The sequence below is a fragment of the Marinomonas sp. NPDC078689 genome (genome assembly GCF_044542435.1).
Classification (GTDB): Bacteria; Pseudomonadota; Gammaproteobacteria; order Pseudomonadales; family Marinomonadaceae; genus Marinomonas; species Marinomonas arenicola.
In genome coordinates this window covers 461,510-481,668 of the sequence record NZ_JBITUJ010000002.1, presented here as the reverse complement: position 1 = coordinate 481,668, position 20,159 = coordinate 461,510, and the positions used below count along the sequence as shown (strand labels likewise).

At 46.5% G+C, this 20,159-nt stretch carries 15 protein-coding genes and 1 riboswitch; of the genes, 13 read left to right on the top strand and 2 right to left on the bottom strand.

What is annotated here, in order from left to right:
* Positions 1-279: 279 nt before the first annotated feature.
* A complete protein-coding gene (locus ACIGBN_RS05330) occupies positions 280-1,899 on the bottom strand; it encodes a methyl-accepting chemotaxis protein (protein WP_396664058.1) in 1,620 nt (539 codons plus the stop codon).
* Between the two features lie 249 nt (positions 1,900-2,148).
* Here ACIGBN_RS05330 and ACIGBN_RS05325 point away from each other — a divergent pair, with 249 nt between their 5' ends.
* Both ACIGBN_RS05325 and ACIGBN_RS05320 read left to right on the top strand, forming a co-directional pair.
* Positions 2,149-2,580, top strand: a complete 432-nt coding sequence (locus ACIGBN_RS05325) for a YqaA family protein (protein ID WP_243711998.1) — start codon at positions 2,149-2,151, stop codon at positions 2,578-2,580.
* Positions 2,581-2,620: 40 nt separating this feature from the next.
* On the top strand, positions 2,621-3,304 hold the full coding sequence (locus ACIGBN_RS05320; protein ID WP_133002929.1) for an SPOR domain-containing protein: 684 nt from the start codon (positions 2,621-2,623) through the stop codon (positions 3,302-3,304).
* 203 nt (positions 3,305-3,507) lie between these two features.
* Here the strand turns inward: ACIGBN_RS05320 and ACIGBN_RS05315 are convergent, their stop codons facing one another.
* Positions 3,508-5,115 (bottom strand): NAD(P)/FAD-dependent oxidoreductase, encoded by a 1,608-nt coding sequence (locus tag ACIGBN_RS05315; RefSeq protein WP_133002930.1) that lies wholly within the window; start codon positions 5,113-5,115, stop codon positions 3,508-3,510.
* A gap of 333 nt (positions 5,116-5,448) precedes the next feature.
* On the opposite strand from ACIGBN_RS05315, the gene ACIGBN_RS05310 reads away from it, so the two are divergent.
* The 11 genes from ACIGBN_RS05310 to atzF all read left to right on the top strand — a co-directional run bounded on the left by ACIGBN_RS05310 (position 5,449) and on the right by atzF (position 19,961).
* Positions 5,449-5,805, top strand: a complete 357-nt coding sequence (locus tag ACIGBN_RS05310) for a Fis family transcriptional regulator (RefSeq protein ID WP_396664056.1) — start codon at positions 5,449-5,451, stop codon at positions 5,803-5,805.
* Between the two features lie 233 nt (positions 5,806-6,038).
* The gene (locus tag ACIGBN_RS05305) at positions 6,039-6,866 is read left to right on the top strand and encodes a 5'-nucleotidase, lipoprotein e(P4) family (protein ID WP_396664054.1); all 828 of its coding nucleotides are present in this window, start codon (positions 6,039-6,041) and stop codon (positions 6,864-6,866) included.
* Between the two features lie 238 nt (positions 6,867-7,104).
* Positions 7,105-8,172 (top strand): N-acetylmuramoyl-L-alanine amidase-like domain-containing protein, encoded by a 1,068-nt coding sequence (locus ACIGBN_RS05300; protein ID WP_396664052.1) that lies wholly within the window; start codon positions 7,105-7,107, stop codon positions 8,170-8,172.
* Positions 8,173-8,444: 272 nt separating this feature from the next.
* Positions 8,445-9,626, top strand: a complete 1,182-nt coding sequence (serC, locus tag ACIGBN_RS05295) for a 3-phosphoserine/phosphohydroxythreonine transaminase (protein WP_396664050.1) — start codon at positions 8,445-8,447, stop codon at positions 9,624-9,626.
* 384 nt (positions 9,627-10,010) lie between these two features.
* A riboswitch (guanidine-I (ykkC/yxkD leader) is annotated at positions 10,011-10,118 on the top strand.
* A 62-nt stretch (positions 10,119-10,180) separates the two neighbouring features.
* Positions 10,181-11,233 (top strand): putative urea ABC transporter substrate-binding protein, encoded by a 1,053-nt coding sequence (locus ACIGBN_RS05290; protein ID WP_396664048.1) that lies wholly within the window; start codon positions 10,181-10,183, stop codon positions 11,231-11,233.
* Between the two features lie 89 nt (positions 11,234-11,322).
* Positions 11,323-12,141 carry an ABC transporter permease gene (locus ACIGBN_RS05285; RefSeq protein ID WP_115897254.1) on the top strand — a complete coding sequence of 273 codons (819 nt, stop codon included), beginning with the start codon at positions 11,323-11,325 and terminating at the stop codon, positions 12,139-12,141.
* Entirely contained in the window at positions 12,138-12,983 is an 846-nt protein-coding gene (locus tag ACIGBN_RS05280) for an ABC transporter ATP-binding protein (RefSeq protein ID WP_396664046.1), read from the top strand. Before ACIGBN_RS05285 ends, ACIGBN_RS05280 begins: the two co-directional genes overlap by 4 nt.
* Positions 12,980-13,720 carry an urea amidolyase associated protein UAAP1 gene (locus ACIGBN_RS05275; protein ID WP_396664044.1) on the top strand — a complete coding sequence of 247 codons (741 nt, stop codon included), beginning with the start codon at positions 12,980-12,982 and terminating at the stop codon, positions 13,718-13,720. The genes ACIGBN_RS05280 and ACIGBN_RS05275 overlap by 4 nt, the downstream gene beginning before the upstream one ends.
* Positions 13,721-13,723: 3 nt before the next feature.
* Positions 13,724-14,365 (top strand): urea amidolyase associated protein UAAP2, encoded by a 642-nt coding sequence (locus tag ACIGBN_RS05270; protein ID WP_396664042.1) that lies wholly within the window; start codon positions 13,724-13,726, stop codon positions 14,363-14,365.
* A 116-nt stretch (positions 14,366-14,481) separates the two neighbouring features.
* Complete coding sequence (gene uca, locus ACIGBN_RS05265; protein ID WP_396664040.1) at positions 14,482-18,126, top strand: urea carboxylase; 3,645 nt, start codon at positions 14,482-14,484, stop codon at positions 18,124-18,126.
* Positions 18,123-19,961 carry an allophanate hydrolase gene (atzF, locus tag ACIGBN_RS05260; RefSeq protein WP_396664038.1) on the top strand — a complete coding sequence of 613 codons (1,839 nt, stop codon included), beginning with the start codon at positions 18,123-18,125 and terminating at the stop codon, positions 19,959-19,961. Before uca ends, atzF begins: the two co-directional genes overlap by 4 nt.
* The last annotated feature ends 198 nt before the right edge of the window (positions 19,962-20,159 follow it).

Genomic DNA, 20,159 nt, shown 5'->3' with positions numbered 1-20,159 from the left:
AATGCATGGCGTGAAACAATAATGGAGGTCTGAAAGAAACAGGACCGTCCTTTCTCTTCTCTAAGCATATGGTGACTGGCGATGAAGATAAAGTAGTAAAATAACTTCTTCTCTATTCTTCTATGTTGTTACCCTGATTGAGGATGGCCGTGAATTAATCAGGGTTTTGCTCTCAGTTCAGTTGCTTAGGTTGATAAAAACAAAGCAAGATTAGTGCCCAATTTGGCTTGGCAAAGCGCTCTGTGGCTCTAATAACAAGCAAACAGAGCGCTTTACGACCTAGATACGAAACTGTTTCACCAAACCACGTAATTGTGTCGCGCATTCTTGTAAATTTTCCACAGACGTTTGAATGTCGTGAGAATTTACGGTGGTGGTTTCGCACACTTGCGCAATTTTTTCTAACGTGGCGTTCACCGTGTTAGACGAATGGTGCTGACGGTTGGCGGCTTCTGTTATCTGGCTGTTGAGATCAGAGATGGATAATACGCCGTTGGCGATGTCGGTAAATGCCTGACTCGCTTCTGCGGTTTTTTCGGCCCCTTCATTGGCGGTATTTTGCGCTGTTTCCATGACCCGCACTGAAACCAGCGTTTGCTGGGTCAGCTCGTCGATGAGTGTGCCGATTTCGGTGGCGGCCAATTGAGAGCGCTGTGCCAATTGTCGCACTTCGTCTGCGACCACGGCAAAGCCACGACCTTGCTCGCCCGCTCTTGCCGCTTCTATCGCCGCATTGAGCGCCAATAAATTGGTTTGATCGGCGACTTCCGAAATAATACTTAAGCGTTCATTGATGTTGGTCACATCGGCTCTTAGTTGATGCACTTGCTTAGTCGCATTGCCCACTTCTGAAGAAAGCTGTTGGATCTCTTGCTGTGCTTTGTCCATGACCCCTAAGCCTTGTTTTGAGTGCTGGCCTAGTTGTTGGGCTGTTTGGCTGGCTTGTTCTGCCATGGCTAAGGTGGCTTCTACCGCCATGAGAACATCTTGCATAAGTGACGCTGCTTGCTCGGTATCATTGAGCTGTACCGTTACGCTGGAAACGGTTTTTTGTGTGGAATGATTGGTTTGGCCGACAATGTTATCTAGCGTTTCACTGGAGTTGCTGACCTTGCCGACAATGGATTGAAAGTCGCCCATCATGCTGTTGAAGGCGGCGGCCATTTCGCCCATTTCATCATGACCATTAAATTCCACACGGCGTGTTAAATCGCCCGATTTTTTCACCGCGCTCATGGTGTTACACAGGCTGGTGATGCGCGCCGTCACTAAGTGAATGATGTAGAGCGCTGTGCCGCCGACGACCACGGTAAGCACGCCCACTAAAATGGCGTAATTGATAATGGCGTTGAGGAACATTTCCCATACGGTGTCCATTGACTCAGTCGCCACCAAGGTGAGTTGCCATGGGGCATAAACATAGGCGCTGGCGATCACTCGGTGGGTTTGCTTATCACTTCCTTGATAGTCAAAGCGAAAAGTTCGCACAGAACGCTTGTCTTTGCTTAGGGTCGGCTGAGCATTCGAAAAGGCAGAGATAAGGGAGCTAGGCGCAGATTTACCGGCATAATTATCGGCGGCGATCAGCTGTGCATGGTTGTGGTCGAGAACCCAGAGGCCTTGTTGATCCCCGTAGCGAATGTGAGATAGGGCGAGCATTGCCCGTTCTCTGGCTTGCTGTGCGGTTATTTTTTCGGCTTGTTGAGCCTGATAAATCGGCAAAATAATAGAGTGCGCAATACTCAGTACATCTTGTGTATGGCTTTCTCTATCGTGAATGCTACTTTGGAAAAGAGTGCCTAATGACACGAGAATCAAGGCCGTTGTGCCGATCGACATAAGACCGATAATTGCCCATAGCTTATAACGTATTTTGATGTTATTAATCCGGTTTAACATAGGCTTTTCCCTAGAAAATATCTTCCTTATTCTACGGTCGCGATGCGCATAACTCGAATCTAAAACATTGATCTAGATCACAGAAAAAGGAATCAGTCGGGCTTTGCGCATCTTTTTGAGCTTTTCAAAACAGAGATTTAGAAAACCGCTTTGCTGGTTTTGTAATACCGCATTTTAAGAAGGCTCTTTTTTAGCGAGAAACAAGGTAGACTTAACGACTTTCCTTGATGATGGCATTTAGAGTCTTTGTTGAATTATCTTATTGTTTTTACAGTGTCATTCTTATCCGCGACTGTGTTGCCGCTAGGCTCCGAAGGGCTGTTGCTCTATTACGCCAGTGACGCTAGCTTAGCGGTGGTTTGGTTATGGTTTTGGGCCAGTACGGGAAATACATTAGGGGCACTGACAAATTGGTATTTAGGGCGTTACCTTGTTCGTTATGAGGGCAGCAAGTGGTTTCCGGTGAGCGTTAAAAATCGCGTAAGAGCAGAGCGTTTTTTTAATCGATATGGAAGCTGGACCCTGTTATTTACGTGGTTACCCATCATTGGTGATGCTATTTCCTTGATTGCAGGTGTATTTCATACGCCAATAAGGTATTTTTTACCTTTCGTTTTTGTTGGTAAGGCGTCAAGATACGCATTACTGTTATGGGGACAAAGCTGGTTACTTAACGGTTAGCTGAGCTCTATTTTATTGCTGTACACGGAGGATTGGATAAATGGGTATAATAAAAAAACTCTTGTTGGTGTCTGTGGCTTTGTCGCTCAGTGCTTGTTCTGTGTTTGAAGGTAAAAATACCTTTATGACTTATCAAGACCTTCAAGACAAAGTGAAGACACACGATACTGAGTTGCAAGACATGCAAACGAAGCTTGATCGTGTTGATCAATTAGAAGCGGAAATTGCCGAACTTAAGAAATCTAACGCAGGCAATACTGGTCAGTCTATTGTTTCGCCAGCGGCATCAAATGATATGGATACTGCGGATGGCGCGCCAATGGCGGTTGCCAACGTTGCACCTGCTGTTACGGCCGCACCTGCGGTGAACACGGCGCCAGCTCCGGTTCAGCCAAACTACAACAACACGCAACAAAATGTCGTGACACCGGTTGCGGTTCAATCAGCCTCTCATTCCCAAGATAAAAGCTACGGTGTTCAGTTGGCCGCTTATGGCAGTCGTGGTGAAGCCGCTCGTGGTTGGCAGGTATTGAGCAACGGATCTCCTGATACTTATGTTAATTTAGTGCCTCATGTGAATGAGAAATCCATCAATGGACGCACCATGTATCAGCTAAAAGTAGGGCCATTCTTGGACCGTGCTTATAGTGTCGATTTTTGTAATATGCTGAAGCAAAAAGGCCAAGATTGTTTGGTTAGTAAATACGATGGGCAGCCTTTGTAATGACTTAGTACAGTATCGATAACCTGTTGAAATAATCGTTGTCGTATAAAAAACGCGCTGTTTAGAAATAAATCCAACTTTCTTGGATGGTTTCTAAAGCGCGTTTTTTTATGTCTATCAATTAGGCTTATGTGTTGGATACAGATGGATAGCAGCAAAACGATCTCCAGAAGCGGGCGCTTCTGGAGTGACGTGAAACGCGATTATTTTTCCGCTTGATTGATGCTCAACGCCATCGCTTCGGCGATTTTAATGCCATCAATGGCGGCAGACATAATGCCACCGGCGTACCCTGCGCCTTCTCCGGCTGGATACAGACCTTTGGTACTAATGCTTTGGAAACTGTCATCTCGCTTGATGTTGATCGGTGCAGAAGTACGGGTTTCTACCCCGGTTAATAAAGCATCTTCAAAGGCAAAGCCGTTGATTTTTTTATTGAAGGCAGGAATCGCTTCGCGAATGGCTTCGATGCAAAAATCAGGCAAGGCGTCGGCTAGGTTGGTAAGCTTGATGCCAGGTTTAAACGAAGGCTCGACAGTGCCCAGTTCCTCTGGTGTTTGGTTTTTCAAAAACGCTCCGACGGTTTGAGCGGGGGCATCGTAGTTGCTGCCGCCCATGACAAACGCATGGCTTTCTAATTTGCGTTGGAACTCTATGCCAGCCAGTGGCCCACCTGGGTAATCAGATGGGTCAATACCCACAACCACAGCGCTGTTGGCGTTACGTTCATTACGCGAGTACTGACTCATACCATTGGTAACAACGCGGTTCTCTTCTGACGTGGCCGCAACGACAGTGCCGCCTGGACACATACAAAAACTGTAAACAGAACGGCCATTTTTACAGTGATGAACCAACTTGTAATCCGCCGCACCCAGAATTTCGTTGCCCGCATTAGGGCCAAAACGGGCTTTATCGATGGCACTTTGTTCATGCTCGATTCGAAACCCAACAGAGAAAGGTTTGGCTTCAATGTAAACACCTTTTTCATGAAGCATTTCAAAGGTGTCACGAGCACTGTGACCAATTGCCAGCGCAATGTGTTTGGCATTGAGGCGTTCGCCATCGGCGAGTGTGACACCAGTGATTTGGTTGTCTTCGATATGAATGTCATCGACTCGAGCGCTGAAGCGAATTTCGCCGCCTAACTCAATAATTTGAGCGCGCATTTTCTCAACCATGGCGACCAGTTTAAAGGTACCAATATGCGGTTTACTGACATAAAGGATCTCGTCTGGGGCGCCAGCGGCGACAAATTCATTGAGTACTTTTCGGCTGTACTGTTTTGGGTCTTTTACTTGGCTATAAAGCTTACCGTCTGAAAAGGTGCCTGCGCCGCCTTCACCAAATTGCACGTTGGATTCGGTGTTAAGGATTTTTTTGCGCCAAAAACCAAAGGTGTCTTTGGTGCGCTCGCGAACTTCTTTACCGCGCTCTAAGATAATAGGTTTATAACCCATTTGAGCGAGCACTAAGCCTGCTAGTAATCCACAAGGGCCAAAGCCAATCACGATAGGACGTTCAGTGAGGGTGGCAGGCGCTTGAGCAACTGGATGGTAATTAAGGTCTGGTGTCTCTTTGATTTGTTGATGGTCTGCAAATTGAGTCAGCAAGGCTTGGTCAATCCGAGTTTCCACATCTAGGGTATAGATCAAAAGAATAGAAGCTTTCTTTCTGGCGTCATAGCCGCGGCGAAAAATAGAGAAGCGAACAAGTTGATCTGCTGTGATGCCCAATGTGGACAAGATGGCTTGTTCTATAGCGGTGTCATTATGATCCAAAGGTAGCTGGATATTCGAAAGTCTAATCATAGAAAAAAATAGGTCTTGAATGAGTGAGGCCATGGTGAGCCGGAGTGCGAATAATAAGCCATTTTAAGAGAAAAATCTGGTCCGAATAACGCAATAGAATGTCATTATAACGTCGATCAACAAAACACACCTCTTTGTCTTTCATTGATGGCTGTGTCGCCGCTTAAGCATTGACTGAAAGAGGCACCAAACAGGCGCATAAAGAGGGTTTTCCTCGCGAGCGTAACTGTTCTTTCGGAGAGGTGAGTAATAGAATAGTGGCTAAGATATAAAATTAATTAGTTGATTTAAATGCATATTTTCAAGTCGGCAAATGCCTTGATTGGGTGGTAAATGAAAAAGTCGGATAAGAAACTAGACAAGGCACTAAGAGAAGCGCTCACCAAGGTTTGTGATCATCTACTCGGTGAGGTAGAGGGCTTTGTGTGGCTGACGCATGTGGTGGATTTTAATCGCTACCCACAGTCGCTTAAGATTGTTTGTGTGTTTGAGAAAGAAGCCGACGTGGCTGAGTTATTATCGACACAGGGTGACGTGCTCTTTTATCAGTGTATTGAAGATGAATTAAAAGGGGCGAATCTCGTCATTAAAAACAGCCGTCAGTCTGTGAGTTTTGACTCGGAAGAGGCTTGTGAAAGAAGCCATAAAGGGCGCTGGAACCTACGTTTGAAAGGGCTTGAACTTCATTAATTCCTTGCTGTATTTCACCACAAGGGGCCTCTGTTGATGTTAACCATCAGGCACTTAATCGTGCTTCGTCTGCGGATGCGACACATGTTTGGGCAAGGCCAATAGCAGGAGATGTTTTTTTTGACCTTCTGGTTAAAATCTTGTAATGATAACGGCTAATGACGCGTTAGAAAGGCTCTGTTGGTTTACTGTATAAATCTTTTTTTAGGCTATTCACTTAAGGGAGTGAGAAGATGTTTTCTGCTAAATTACGTACATTGGTGGTGTCGACGGCTTTGTTGGCGGGGAGTGTGTCCTTACCGGCTTGGGCCGATGAGACGCCTTATACTACCCAGAATTTAAATGAACAGTTGGTCATGGCCAACTTATGGATGCAGGCCTCTGCTGAATTTAAGGCTTTGTCTTATCAGGCTTTTAATTTAGCGCAAATGCGTTTTGATCATTTCGCGAGTACCCACAACGGCGATAAAAAAATCGCCATTGTGGTGGATGCCGATGAAACCATTATAGATAACAGCCCGTATGAAGCTTGGTTGGTGGGCAGAAATGAAGGTTATTCAGGCAAAACATGGGGCGAATGGATGAACGCCGCTGAAGCCAAGGCGCTACCTGGTGCGGTTGAGTTTTTGAACTATGCGGCGAACAAGGGCGCGGAGGTTTTCTATATTACCAACCGTAAAATGGTGGGTTTGGAAGGTACGCGTAAAAACCTCGCGGAATTGGGTTTTCCGGATGTGGACGATGCCCATTTGATGCTTAGAACCACCACCAGTGATAAAGAAGCACGTCGTCTTAAAGTGGCAGAGAAATACGACATTGCTTTGTTTATGGGCGATAATCTTAATGATTTTTCTAGCGCCTTTAAAACCAAAAGCTTAACGGAAAGTTACGCGGCAGTAGAAAAAAATAAAGCCTTGTTTGGTACGAAATTTATTATGCTTCCTAACCCGACCTATGGTGACTGGGAAGGAAAGGTTTACGATGGCAACTGGGGGGCATCGGCCGCCGAGAAAGACAAAATGCGCAAAGCACATCTTGATCCTTGGCAGCCAAAGCAATAAACCACTAGGCGTTTTGTAATCAGAAGCCAAAAGAGAAGAACACCAAAAAGCGGATCATTTGATCGGCTTTTTTATTGCCTAAACCATGACAGATGCCCCCTCTTGTGGGCGAGTTTTATGGTCAAGATAGGGGGCGTCAATTGAGGCTTCCGATTGCCAGAAAAATGTAAAGCCTGCTTTCATCGGCTGCGTTTTACGATAGGCTTAATGGATTCCATTCTATGTTGGTGAGAGTTTGTTGAAAAAGCGAAGTATTAACATCGGTTGTGGCTGGCTACTTTTGGTAGCGGCCTCGGTGAGCGCGCAAAGTCATGCTGGTTTGACGCCTCAAAACCGTCAGACTGAGTTTAACCATGTCATAGAAAGTAATGCGGCAGCGGCCATACCGACGGCACAAAAAATTGCGCGCCTCAGTCAGGTGTTGCTTGGCGCGCCCTATGTGGATGGCAATTTAGGGGAAGGTGCGCAAGGGCGTTACGATCAAGACCCGTTAAGCCGTTTTGATGTGTTTGATTGCACAACCTATGTAGAAGCGGTATTGGCTGGCGCACTGTCTCAATCTGTGGATGAGTTTTTGCCCAATCTAGAAAAAATCCGCTATAAAAATGGGCAAGTCTCATTTGTTACTCGTAATCATTTCCCAAGCGCCGATTGGCTGCCTAATAACCGCTGGATGTTAACCGATCTGACACAGGAAATTGGCGGCGCGACGACTAAGTTTGCGCACACGGTTATTGATAAGAAAGCCTGGTATCAGCGCATGTCGATGAGCCGAATCCAAGGGCTTGAATTGTCTCCCGAGGCGAAACAAAAGCGTCTTTCGGCGTTACGAAAAGAGGGTGAAAAGTTTGCGCCTGAAGCAGTAACGACCCCTTATGTTCCTCTGACGGCGGTGTTTCAGAAAAAACAATTGTCGAGTGATGAGTTAGCCCAGCAAGCGCATCAACGGGAGCAATTACAAGCAAACACAGCGCTTAGCGCGAAAGCCAAAAAATCCGCCTTGCGTGAGTTGATGATCCAGCAACATTTGGCTAATTCAACGATCAATTACGATTTATTAAATCGTATCCCCACTGGCAGTGTCATTAGCATGGTGCGACCTGACTATTCGGTAAAACAGTGGATCGGCACCAATATGAACATCACTCATCAGGCCATCGCCATCCAAAAAAATGGCCGCTTGTACATTCGAAACGCCAGCTTAATAAAGAAAGAAGTGGTTGATCAGGATTTTGTCGATTACTTCTCTCGCTACTTAGAAAGCTCTTCCCTAAAAGGCTTTAACGTCCAGTTCCCGACGTTTTAGTCGCTTCTTTATGTGTTCTTTTTTGCCTTCTTTGAGCCTGTTAACGGCGCTCTAAATCTTCTTCTTTTTGGTGCCAACGAAAGTTGATGTTGGTACTAAGCAATCAATAGGCATGGTCGTACTCTGATTGCCGATAGAGGGAAGTGAAGCGTCACTGTTTCCTTGCTTCTTTTCTGAAAGCCTGCTGCTTTTATTTCGGCGATGCTGCCATATCTAGGATTGACGCCTTGCTAAGACGTCGATTATGACTTGTTTGTGAAAGGTGAAATTGCATGAATACAGATAGCCATCCAGCGCTTCTTGGTTCGCTTAACTCGACGGCGCCTCACAGCGAAGTGATTAACTTTAGTCCAGGTCCTACGTCTTTGCCAAAGGCTGTGGAAGAGAGGATTGCCGGTTTATTTAATCAACCTGGATTGACCTCGCTGGCCTTGTCGCACCGTGCTCCTGAGTTTTTAGAGATACTGGATCACGCGGTGACGAAAGCCAGAGAAGTGATGGAAATACCGGATGATTATGAAGTGCTTTTTACTCATGGTGGTGGCCATGGGCAGTTTGCAGCCCTGCCATTAAACCTTTGTTATCAGCCAACCGATGTGGCGACTTATGTGGTGAACGGTACTTGGTCTGCACGGGGTGCTGAAGAGGCCAAGCGCTATTGTCATGTTCAGTCCATTGATGGGCGAGACCCTAAAACGGGTGCCTATATTGGCTTTCCTGAATTGACTGAGGAAAACATCGACCCTAACAGTAAATATGTTTACCTGTGCTCCAATGAAACGGTTAACGGTATTGAGTTGCATCGTTTGCCTACATTGCCAGCTTCACGCAAACACATTCCTTTGGTGGTGGACGCCAGTTCAGATTTTTCTACCAAGCCAATTGATTGGCATGGTTGCGGTGTGGGCGTGTTGTTTGCCTGTGCTTCCAAGAACATAGGTCATCCAGGGTTAACCATGACGGTGATTCGCAAAGACTTGCTAGGGGAGGGTAAAGCCTCGCCACTTTGTCCTGGCGTGTTTAATTACACCACCAACAGCGAGGCTGGAAACTTATGGAATACCCCAGCGACCTTTAACATTGAAGTGGTCGGCTTTGTTATGGATTGGATCGAAGCCCAAGGTGGTGTGTATGAAATAGAATTACGCTCTATCGCCAAAGCGGCAGCGATTTATGATGTGATTGACAGTTCAAACGGCTTCTATGGCACACCGATAGAAAACAAAGCGTTACGCAGTCGAATGAATGTGCCTTTTAATATTAAAGGCGGTGATGAAGAGGCAACCAATGCTTTTCTGATCGCCAGTTGGGAAAAGGGCATGGTTGGATTACGCACCTTAACGCCGTTTGGGGTGGGCGACTACCTAAGAGCCAGCTTATACAACGGCGTGACCGTTGAAGAGGCCCAAAAACTGGCTGACTTTATGCGTAAATTTGCTCGTAATTACGGTTAAGTACAAAGTATGTTTTTCAGGTTAATCGTCTGATGGAGGCGCTTCTTTCTTCACTCTTGCTTTCTATACCAATAGAAAGAAGTGGGGGAAGAGGCGCCTTGATGCTTTATGCCTTCGGGGGAAGCGTTGAATAGCAGCCGATACAATCGAGTGTGTCAGCCTGTATTAGACTTCCTTTTTTTACGCACCGTTTCTATGCCATGCAATGCACTGGGTGGTTTTATTTGGTGCGAATGATCATCTGCTGCTTTCTGTTTAGTAAGGTTTTCGCCTGAATTTTGATAAAAAAACCATTTAAAACATTACATTAAATTTTTTGGCACAGTGTGTGCTTTTACATTGGTTATGTTCGTACCCTTGGAAAGTCGAGCATCACAATTTGATTAAATAGAGAGCTAGGGTTCCGGTTTCGGTTTTATCGAAATGACTGGTCCGAGAGCTTTCGACCTTGAATGTTTCAAGGTTACACGGAGGGATAAAAGCCCGGGAGACCACATGGCGATATTGCCAAGGGTACTCCATGTGTAACTAAACAAACTGAAAAGGTGAATTCAATGAAACACTCTGCGAAAAAAGTAACCATTCTGCTTTGCTCCCTCCTATTATCCGCTAATGCATTAGCACAAGATCACTTTAAGGTGTGTTGGTCTATTTATGCTGGTTGGATGCCTTGGGCGTACGCTCAACAATCTGACATCATCAAAAAATGGGGTGATAAATACGGTATTGATATCGACGTTGTGCAAATGAATGACTATGTCGAATCTATGAACCAATACACAGCAGGTCAATTTGATGGCTGTACCATGGCGCAAATGGATGCGCTTACCATTCCTGCCGCTAGTGGTGTTGACAGCACGGTCTTGATCGTCGGCGATTATTCAGATGGCAACGACGCCGTTATCCTAAAGAACAAAACGGACCTAAAAGACATCAAGGGACAGAATGTTAACCTAGTGCAATTTAGTGTGTCTCATTACTTGTTAGCACGGGCTTTAGACTCGGTTGATATGAGTGAAAAAGACGTCAGCGTGATCAATACCTCAGATGCCGATATGGCCTCTATTGCCAGCACCAAAGATGTGACCTCTGTGGTGACTTGGAATCCGATTGTCAGTGAAATACTGAACATGCCTAATACTCACAACGTCTTTGATTCTTCTAAAATCCCAGGTGAGATTTTAGACACCATGATAGTCAATACCGAGACCTTAAAAGAGAACCCTGATTTTGGTAAAGCCCTAGTGGGTGCTTGGTATGAGATTATGGGATTAATGCAAGGTGACAGCGCGAACGCCAAAAGCATTCGTACTGATATGGCGAATGCGGCCGAAACCGATCTTGCCGGCTACGATGCTCAATTAGCCAAAACGCACATGTTTTATACCCCTCAAAGTGCCCTCGAGTTAACCAATAGTAAAGAATTGTTTGCCACTATGAAGCATGTGGCCGAGTTCTCATTTGAACACGGTCTACTTGGCGATGGCGCCCCAGATGCAGGGGTTGTGGGTATTCAAATGCCATCGGGTGTTTACGGAGACGAGAACAATATCAAACTTCGTTTTGATCCTACCTATATGCAAATGGCGGCAGACGGCACTCTGTAACGCATCTAAAAACCAACGACATATATGCGGTTAATGGGCTTACAAGGAAGTAAGCCCACAGCGGTGAAACGTCGTCCTGGGATCAAATTATGAAGAAACTTATCAACTATACCCCAAGCCGAAGCAACGCAATCTTATTAGGTTTACTGCCTTTTGCTTTGCTGATCGTGCTTTACATGATCAGCTCTGATGCGCGCTTGGCAATTAACCCAAGCGATAAGATATTGCCCTCTTTTAGTAGCATGGGGGAGGCCATGTATCGCATGGCATTTACCCCAAGTCGTCGCACTGGAGACTATGTCTTCTGGCAAGACACTTTAAGCAGTCTAATGCGGTTAGGATCAGGTGTGCTTATCGCCGCTTCGATAGGTCTATTTCTAGGCCTGATGACAGGCGCTTTGCCTTTGTTAACTGCGAGTTTATCGCCGTTACTGACGGTCATCTCCCTGGTGCCGCCATTGGCGTTATTGCCAATCTTGTTCATCGCCGTAGGCTTGGGTGAAACCTCAAAAATAACCCTTATTGCTATCGGTATAACCCCTTTTATTGCCCGCGATATTCAGCGCAGAGTACAAGAAATACCCTCTGAGCAATTGGTGAAAGCACAAACATTAGGGGCCAGTACCAGTCAAATACTCATCCGTGTGTTGTTGCCTCAGATACTGCCGAAATTGATTGATGCTGTGCGTTTGTCTTTGGGAGCTGGGTGGTTGTTCTTGATTGCCGCTGAAGCGATTTCCTCTACCGATGGCTTAGGGTATCGAATCTTCCTAGTGCGTCGCTACCTCTCTATGGATGTGATTTTGCCCTATGTGGCTTGGATCACCTTGCTGGCTTTCTTGGTGGATTACTTATTGGGTCGTTTAAACCGACGACTCTTTCCTTGGAGTTTGGAGGCGCGCTCATGAGTCAATTAGAAGCAAAGCAAGCTGCAAAAACCATGATACAAGCGAAAAAACTGGGTAAGCGCTATGGCCAAGATGTGATCCTAGAGCGTATCGACATCGACGTAAAAGAAGGTGAGTTTGTAACCTTGGTTGGCGCTTCTGGGTGCGGAAAAAGCACCTTTTTGAAAATGCTATTGGGCATTGAAACCGCCACTGACGGTGAGCTCTTGCTGGATGGTAAACCGGTACCGAATGAGCCTGGCTCAGATCGTGGCATAGTGTTTCAGCAATATTCTGTCTTCCCGCATATGACGGTACTGGAAAATGTGGTTGCGGCAAAAGGTTTTGAGAAGCGCTCCATCAGCGGTTACTTATTTGGTAAGGAGAAAGCCTTAGCGAAGCAAGAAGCCAGCGATATCTTGCAGCAGGTGGGCTTAAGCCACGCCCTGAATCGCTATCCTCATGAATTGTCAGGTGGCATGAAACAGCGTTTAGCGATAGCGCAAGCCATTATCTGTAAACCCCGAATTTTGCTTTTAGATGAGCCTTTTGGTGCGCTTGATCCAGGCATTCGTGCCGACATGCATGCCCTAGTGTTGGACCTATGGCAAAAGCATAAGTTGACCATTTTTATGGTTACCCATGATTTGAAAGAAGGCTTTCATTTAGGCACTCGTCTATGGGTATTCGATAAATTACGCCATGACCCACATGCGCCCAATGCTTATGGCGCTTCAATCACCTATGACTTACCCGTAGGTCATGCTCCCGCCCCACTGTATGAAGAAATTGATCAGCGTATTCGACCTATTTTTGATCCTTCAATGGGTACGACTGATGACACCACGGAGAACACATTATGAACAAGTATGAAACCCTTATTCCTGCTGCAAGCCATTGGTCACTAAAAGTACGTCGGGGTATGCAAATGACCCTGACGGATATCGCCGGTGATGGGAATCTTGGAATGGTGTTTTATAACCCTGAAAACCTATTAGAGCGTTATAACGCGCCAGATACATTAAAAGGTCAGCATACGTTCAGACTGACCAAAGGCCACTGTTTGTATTCTGATATGGGGCGTATTTTCGCCTCAATTATTGAGGACTCAGTTGGTTGGCATGAAACCGTATGTGGTAACAGTCATGCTTCCCATATTGCCAGCAAATGGGGCGTTCGAGATTACCAGAGCGATCACAATGAATGGATGCAAAATGGCCATGATGCCATGCTGGTTGAAATGGCCAAATACGGTCTGACTCAGGCTGATCATGCGGCAAACTTGAATTTATTTAGTCGGGTAAGTACAGATGCTGAAGGCAGTATGTCGTTAGTGGAAGGAAACAGTCCGGCTGGTTCAAGTGTCACTTTACGCTTCGAAATGGACACTCTGGTGATACTGCATACCTGTCCACACCCGCTAAGCAATGCTGCCAGTTACCCGAAAAAGCCTATCTCAATCCTGCTAGAAAAAGCCCAGCCTGTTGCCGACGATGATTTCTGCAAGATGTCTCGACCTGAAAACCAACGCGGCTTTGCCAATAATGAACTGTATTACCTGGGAGCCCCAGCCAATACAACAGACGCTATGGAGGCGTAACCCATGATTAAAGAAAGTGTATTCACGACAGACAGTGCAGATGAGGCGTTTCATATTGATGCGGGTGACTACTTTATTGGCACAGTAAAGGCGGGCAGTAAGTTTCGAATTGTGGATTTAGAAGGCAATCAGGCGGCGGATACTTTGTTTTATAACGCCAACAAACCAGCTGAACGCTATAGCGCAACAGATACCATTCGTGAACAAGGCAATGTCTATTTAACCGCGGGTTCGGCGATTCGGTCGAATGAAAATAATGTCATGTTAGACATAGTGGCAGACACCTGTGGACGCCATGACACACTCGGCGGTGCTTGTGCTACAGAAAGTAATACCGTGCGTTATGACCTAGAAAAGCGTTGCATGCATGCGTGTCGTGACAGTTGGATGTTAGCCATTGCTGAACACCCTGAATACGGTCTGTCGAAACGTGACATCAGCCACAATATTAACTTTTTCATGAATGTTCCTGTCACCCAAGAAGGTGGCCTAACCTTCGAAGACGGTATTTCAGCGCCCGGTAAATACGTAGAGATGGTGGCTAAAATGGACCTTATTATTTTAATTTCGAATTGTCCTCAGCTGAATAATCCTTGTAACGGTTATAACCCAACCCCAGTTGATTTGCTGGTATGGCATCCCTAGCGATTGCTAATGGATATAAAAATTCATTCTACAAAAGAACACGCTAGATAACTTTAACCGCTCAGTGGACGACCACTGATGTAGTTCATTCCGGGACGGCCCGGCAAGGTTGAACCATGTTTAACAAAGTATTAATCGCCAACCGTGGCGCCATTGCGACACGCATTATTCGTACCTTACAAAAAATGGGCATCCAGTCTGTGGCTGTGTACGCTGAGTCGGATGCGAAAAGTCTTCATGTAAAACGTGCCGATGAAGCCTTTTCATTGGGCGAAGGCAGTGCCGCTGACACCTATTTAGATATGGAGAAAATTCTTCATATAGCCAAACAAAGCGGCGCCAAAGCGATTCACCCAGGCTATGGGTTTCTTAGTGAGAACGCCAATTTTGTGCGCCGCTGCGAAGCCGAAGGCATTGCGTTTATTGGACCTACAGCAGAGCAAATGATTGAATTTGGCTTAAAACACCGTGCTCGCGAACTGGCCAAGCAAGCCAATGTTCCGCTTTCTCCAGGTTCTGATTTACTGGCTGACCTTGATACTGCCTGTCAGACGGCCAACCAAATTGGCTACCCTGTGATGTTAAAAAGTACCGCTGGTGGCGGTGGTATCGGCATGCACCTGTGCCATGATGAAAACAGTTTACGAGATAATTTCGAGTCAGTACGTCGTCTAGGAGCAAATAATTTTGCCGACGACAGTGTGTTTATCGAGAAATTTATTGCCCGAGCGCGTCATATTGAGGTGCAGGTTTTTGCTGATGGCAAGGGCGGTGCTTTGGCGTTGGGCGAACGTGATTGCTCTAGTCAGCGTCGTAATCAAAAGGTAGTAGAGGAATGTCCGGCCCCGAACTTGACGGATGAAGTGCGCAGTCAGTTGCACAAAACCGCAGAGTTGTTGCTGTCTTCTGTGAAGTACCGTAATGCCGGAACGGTTGAATTTATTTATGACATGGACACGGATCAGTTTTACTTTTTAGAAGTGAACACTCGGCTACAAGTAGAGCACGGCGTCACAGAAATGGTGTATGGCGTTGATCTGGTGGAATGGATGGTGCGACTGGCCGCCGGCGAACCATTGGCGCTTGAAGACAAGCGTAACAAGCTACAAGCCAATGGCCATGCGGTGCAAGTGCGTATCTATGCCGAAGACCCTTATAAAGACTTTCAACCATGTGCTGGCCTATTAAGCCAAGTGAGCTGGCCAGTGGTCGAGCAGGCGACCAGTTCAGAGGTTCGAATTGACCACTGGATAGAGACAGGAATACAAGTCTCGCCGTATTTTGATCCTATGTTAGCCAAGGTGATTGTGCATCAAGAGACGCGTGATAAGGCGTTTGCAAAGCTCCATAGCACGTTAGAAGAATGTGTTTTGTATGGCACAGAAACCAATTTGGATTACCTTAAAATTTTAGTGACGGACCCGGTCTTATTGCGCGGTGAAGTAAGCACCCGCTACCTGAATGAATTTGTCTATCAACCGGCACGAATTGATGTCTTAAGTGGCGGTACGCAAACCACCTTACAAGATTTCCCTGGTCGTCAGCACCATTGGAATGTGGGCGTTCCTCCTTCTGGCCCGTTTGATAATTATCACTTTCGTTTGGCCAATCGCTTATTGGGGAATCCACTGGACGCCGCGGCGATGGAGATAACGCTTCAAGGGCCGAGTTTGCTGTTTAGCTTCGCGACCTTGGTGGTGATTTCAGGCGCCAATATTGAGGTAAAACTGGACGGTGAAGCGGTTCTAAATAATCAGGTTTTAGCCATCAAGAAAGGTCAGACACTGACCTTTGGACGTATTAAAGAAGCCGGTGCCCGCGCTTACCTTGCGGTTTCAGGTGGCTTTGATTGCCCTGATTATTTGGGCTCAAAATCCACTTTCACGCTCGGTCAATTTGGTGGTCACAATGGTCGGGCACTGCAAACCGGAGATGTACTTCACACCTTAGCTAAGCCGTTAACTGAAAAAACAGAGGCAGCAGAGCCGACCCCATTACTGCCAGCAGGCTTACTACCAGAGCTAACCAATGAGCATGAGTTGCGCGTCATTTATGGCCCCCATGGTTCGCCGGACTTTTTCACCCCAGAAGACATAGAAATGTTTTTTGGAACGGCCTGGGAAGTGCATTATAACTCCAGCCGAACCGGCGTTCGTTTGATCGGCCCTAAGCCTAAATGGGCGCGTGATAATGGCGGTGAAGCGGGTCTTCATCCATCCAATATCCATGACAATGCCTATGCCTTTGGTAGTGTTGATTTTACTGGGGATATGCCGGTTATTTTAGGCCCAGATGGGCCATCTCTTGGTGGTTTTGTTTGTCCTGCGACCGTGATTAGTGCTGACTTATGGAAGCTTGGTCAGCTGCGCGCCGGCGATAAAATACGTTTTGTTAGCGTTAGCTTAGACGATGCAAGTGCATTAGAGCGTGCGCAAAATACCAGTTTGGCGGAGCTCACCTCATACGAACAGTCTATTGCGCCATGTGCTGCACCACATCTAGAGGGATCGCCGATCTTAAAAACATTATCTGCGGATCGCTTCAAAGATGAAATTGTTTACCGTGCCGCGGGCGATCACTTTTTATTGGTCGAGTACGGTGAGCAAATATTGGATATCCGTTTGCGCTTTCGGGCTCATGCGCTGATGCAGTGGCTAGAGAAAAACAGCCTTGCTGGGATACGCGAATTAACTCCGGGTATTCGTTCTTTGCAAATTCATTATGACAGTCAAGTGTTACATCATCAGCCGTTACTGGATCATCTAGAAGCCGCAGAATTGGCGTTAAGTGAGAATTTAGCGGAACTGACGGTGCCTTCTAGAACGATCTATTTACCCTTGTCTTGGGATGACAGAGCTTGCCAAGAAGCCATTGATAAATACGCTCAATCGGTGCGTTCTAATGCGCCTTGGTGTCCGAGTAATTTAGAGTTTATTCGTCGTATTAACGGCCTTGAAAGCATTGCCGATGTTAAAGAGATTCTGTTTAGCGCCAGTTATTTGGTCATGGGATTAGGCGATGTCTACCTAGGGGCGCCGGTTGCCACACCAGTAGACCCTCGCCATCGATTGGTAACGACAAAATACAACCCAGCTCGTACCTGGACCGCAGAGAACTCAGTCGGTATCGGTGGTTCTTACTTGTGTGTGTATGGCATGGAAGGGCCGGGGGGGTATCAGTTTGTTGGTCGTACCTTGCAGATGTGGAACCGCTATCGTTTGACCAGCGCCTTTACTAAACCTTGGCTACTGAGGTTCTTTGATCAGATTCGTTTTTACGAAGTCAGCCATGAGGAGTTGGAGCAAATCCGTAAAGATTTCCCCCATGACAATTACCCGCTGCGTATTGAAGAAAGTACCTTTTCTTTATCTGAGTACGAAGCCTTTATTGGTGAGAATGAACAGAGCATTGATGCCTTTAAAGAAGGCCGAAATCAGGCGTTTGAAGAAGAGCTGGCCAATTGGCACGCCAATGGACAATTCCATTATGACACCGATGAAGCGCAAGCCATTGAAACAGAGGTGACTTGGAGTGAAGACGCCATTGTGATCGATAGCCCAGTTTCAGGCAGTGTTTGGCAGACTCAAGTTGAAGTAGGGCAAAAGGTAGAAGCTGGCCACTTATTGGTTATTCTTGAATCGATGAAAATGGAAATCCCTATCTATGCATCCAGTGCTGGCGTGGTGTCTGATTTGTTATTAACAGACGGCAGCCGTGTTAATGCTGGACAAGCTATTGTTGTTTTGGAGGAAGAAGCATGAGTATTAATATGACGACGAGCACGGCAAGCGAGCCTCTTGATATGGGATTTTCGGCTTTACGTGCTGCTTATCAGGCGGGTACCACGACACCTGAAAGTGTGATGGCGGGTATTCGTGAACGCGCGGCCGAGTATGCGGATCACAATATTTGGATTCATTTATTAACGCAATCCGAGCAATCAAGATGGCTTGATGGATTAAAAGACAAGGATTTGGCGACTCACCCTTTATGGGGGATTCCGTTTGCCATCAAAGACAATATTGATCTAGCAGGCATTCCGACAACGGCTGGGTGTGACGCTTTTCGTTATGTTCCTGAGTCTTCTGCGAAGGTTGTACAGCAGTTGATCGATGCCGGTGCCATTCCGGTGGGGAAAACCAACTTGGACCAGTTTGCTACAGGGCTCAATGGCACTCGGTCGCCATTTGGAGCCTGTCATAATGCGTTTGATTATGACTATATCAGTGGTGGTTCAAGCTCAGGCTCAGCCGTGTCTGTTGCGTTGGGATTGGCCAGCTTTAGTTTGGGCACAGACACCGCAGGGTCGGGGCGAGTACCCGCTTGCTTTAATAATTTAGTTGGGGTGAAACCCACGATTGGTTTGTTGTCAGCCACGGGGTTAGTGCCAGCTTGTCGTAGTCTGGATTGCATCACGATATTTGCCTACAACACAGACGATGCGAATATTGCCTTAGCGGCGAGTGAAGGTTTTGATATTCACGACGGATACAGTCGAGAGAACCCATATGATAATCAGGCGCGCCAATATGGGTTGCGTACAGGTGCCTTAACCGTTGGGGTGATTGCCCAGCATCAGCTGAAGTTCTTTGGCGATAAAGGCTATGAAAAAGCCTATATGGCGACCTTAGAGAAGCTCAGTGCGGAAGGCTTTGTATTCCAAGAAATAGACTATGCGCCGTTTGATGAAATAGCCCAATTGCTCTATGAAGGGCCTTGGGTAGCGGAGCGTTATATTGCCACACAGCCGCTGATCGATGACAACCCGGACGCTATTTTTCCTGTGGTGCGTGACATCATTGCCCCAGGAGGCAAGCCGCCCGCGACGAATTTATTCAAAGCGCAATATCGTATTAATGCGTTGAAACAAAGCTGTTTAGCGCAAATGGCGAACCTAGATTGTTTACTGACCCCCACTGCAGGCCGCCATTTTACGGTAGCAGAAATGTTGGCCGAGCCAATCAAGCACAACAGTGAATTGGGGTATTACACCAACTTCATGAACTTGATTGATTTGGCTTCTATAGCGGTGCCCACCACCTTGACAGAAGCCGGCATGCCATTTGGTATCACATTGGTTGGACCCACCTTTAGTGATCGTATGCTGATGTCGATTGCCAATCGGATACAGCAAGCCATGTCTTTGAAAAAAGGGGCCTTGGAAAGCATGGCAACGCCAACTAATGCGTTTCCTGTAAAGAGTACGACTAGGGTGGAGGTGATGGTGTGTGGGGCGCATTTGTCCGGTCAGCCACTGAATTGGCAATTGACGGAACGCGGTGCCAGTTTGGTTGAAAAAACCACCACGGCGGCCATGTATCGTATGCATTTATTGGCTGGTGGGCCGCCCCTACGACCGGGGTTGGTATTAGATAAACACAACGGGCAAGCCATAGAAGTGGAAGTCTGGTCCGTTCCCAGCGAAAACTTTGGCAGCTTTGTGGCGGGTATCCCAGCGCCGCTTGGTATCGGTAAAGTCACCTTAATGGATGGCCGCCAAGTGTCGGGGTTTATTTGCGAACCTTATGGTCTTGATGATGCTGAGGATATTACTCAATTTAACGGTTGGTGTGGCTATTTAGCGTCATTGAATTAGAAAAAGTATGCTTCTCTTTCAGAGTTGAAAATCGTTTAGGAAATAAGGTTTCCAGAGCCCCTTTTTGAAAAGGGGCTTTTTTTTATAGAAATTCGCTAATAGGCTCCTAGAGATGAGTATTGTGGCAATGTTTGACGTTTTTTAGCACTGTGTTAGCACATATTCAGTCTTGATAAATGGTATGTTTCGTACTTTAAA

Bases quoted from the DNA above. Each gene is read 5' to 3' on its own strand.
- ACIGBN_RS05270 (WP_396664042.1), top strand. From the start codon at position 13,724: ATGATTAAAGAAAGTGTATTCACGACAGACAGTGCAGATGAGGCGTTT.
- ACIGBN_RS05285 (WP_115897254.1), top strand. From the start codon at position 11,323: ATGAAGAAACTTATCAACTATACCCCAAGCCGAAGCAACGCAATCTTA.
- ACIGBN_RS05320 (WP_133002929.1), top strand. From the start codon at position 2,621: ATGGGTATAATAAAAAAACTCTTGTTGGTGTCTGTGGCTTTGTCGCTC.
- ACIGBN_RS05305 (WP_396664054.1), top strand. From the start codon at position 6,039: ATGTTTTCTGCTAAATTACGTACATTGGTGGTGTCGACGGCTTTGTTG.
- ACIGBN_RS05280 (WP_396664046.1), top strand. From the start codon at position 12,138: ATGAGTCAATTAGAAGCAAAGCAAGCTGCAAAAACCATGATACAAGCG.
- ACIGBN_RS05310 (WP_396664056.1), top strand. From the start codon at position 5,449: ATGAAAAAGTCGGATAAGAAACTAGACAAGGCACTAAGAGAAGCGCTC.
- ACIGBN_RS05315 (WP_133002930.1), bottom strand. From the start codon at position 5,115: ATGATTAGACTTTCGAATATCCAGCTACCTTTGGATCATAATGACACC.
- atzF (WP_396664038.1), top strand. From the start codon at position 18,123: ATGAGTATTAATATGACGACGAGCACGGCAAGCGAGCCTCTTGATATG.
- serC (WP_396664050.1), top strand. From the start codon at position 8,445: ATGAATACAGATAGCCATCCAGCGCTTCTTGGTTCGCTTAACTCGACG.
- ACIGBN_RS05290 (WP_396664048.1), top strand. From the start codon at position 10,181: ATGAAACACTCTGCGAAAAAAGTAACCATTCTGCTTTGCTCCCTCCTA.
- ACIGBN_RS05275 (WP_396664044.1), top strand. From the start codon at position 12,980: ATGAACAAGTATGAAACCCTTATTCCTGCTGCAAGCCATTGGTCACTA.
- ACIGBN_RS05330 (WP_396664058.1), bottom strand. From the start codon at position 1,899: ATGTTAAACCGGATTAATAACATCAAAATACGTTATAAGCTATGGGCA.
- uca (WP_396664040.1), top strand. From the start codon at position 14,482: ATGTTTAACAAAGTATTAATCGCCAACCGTGGCGCCATTGCGACACGC.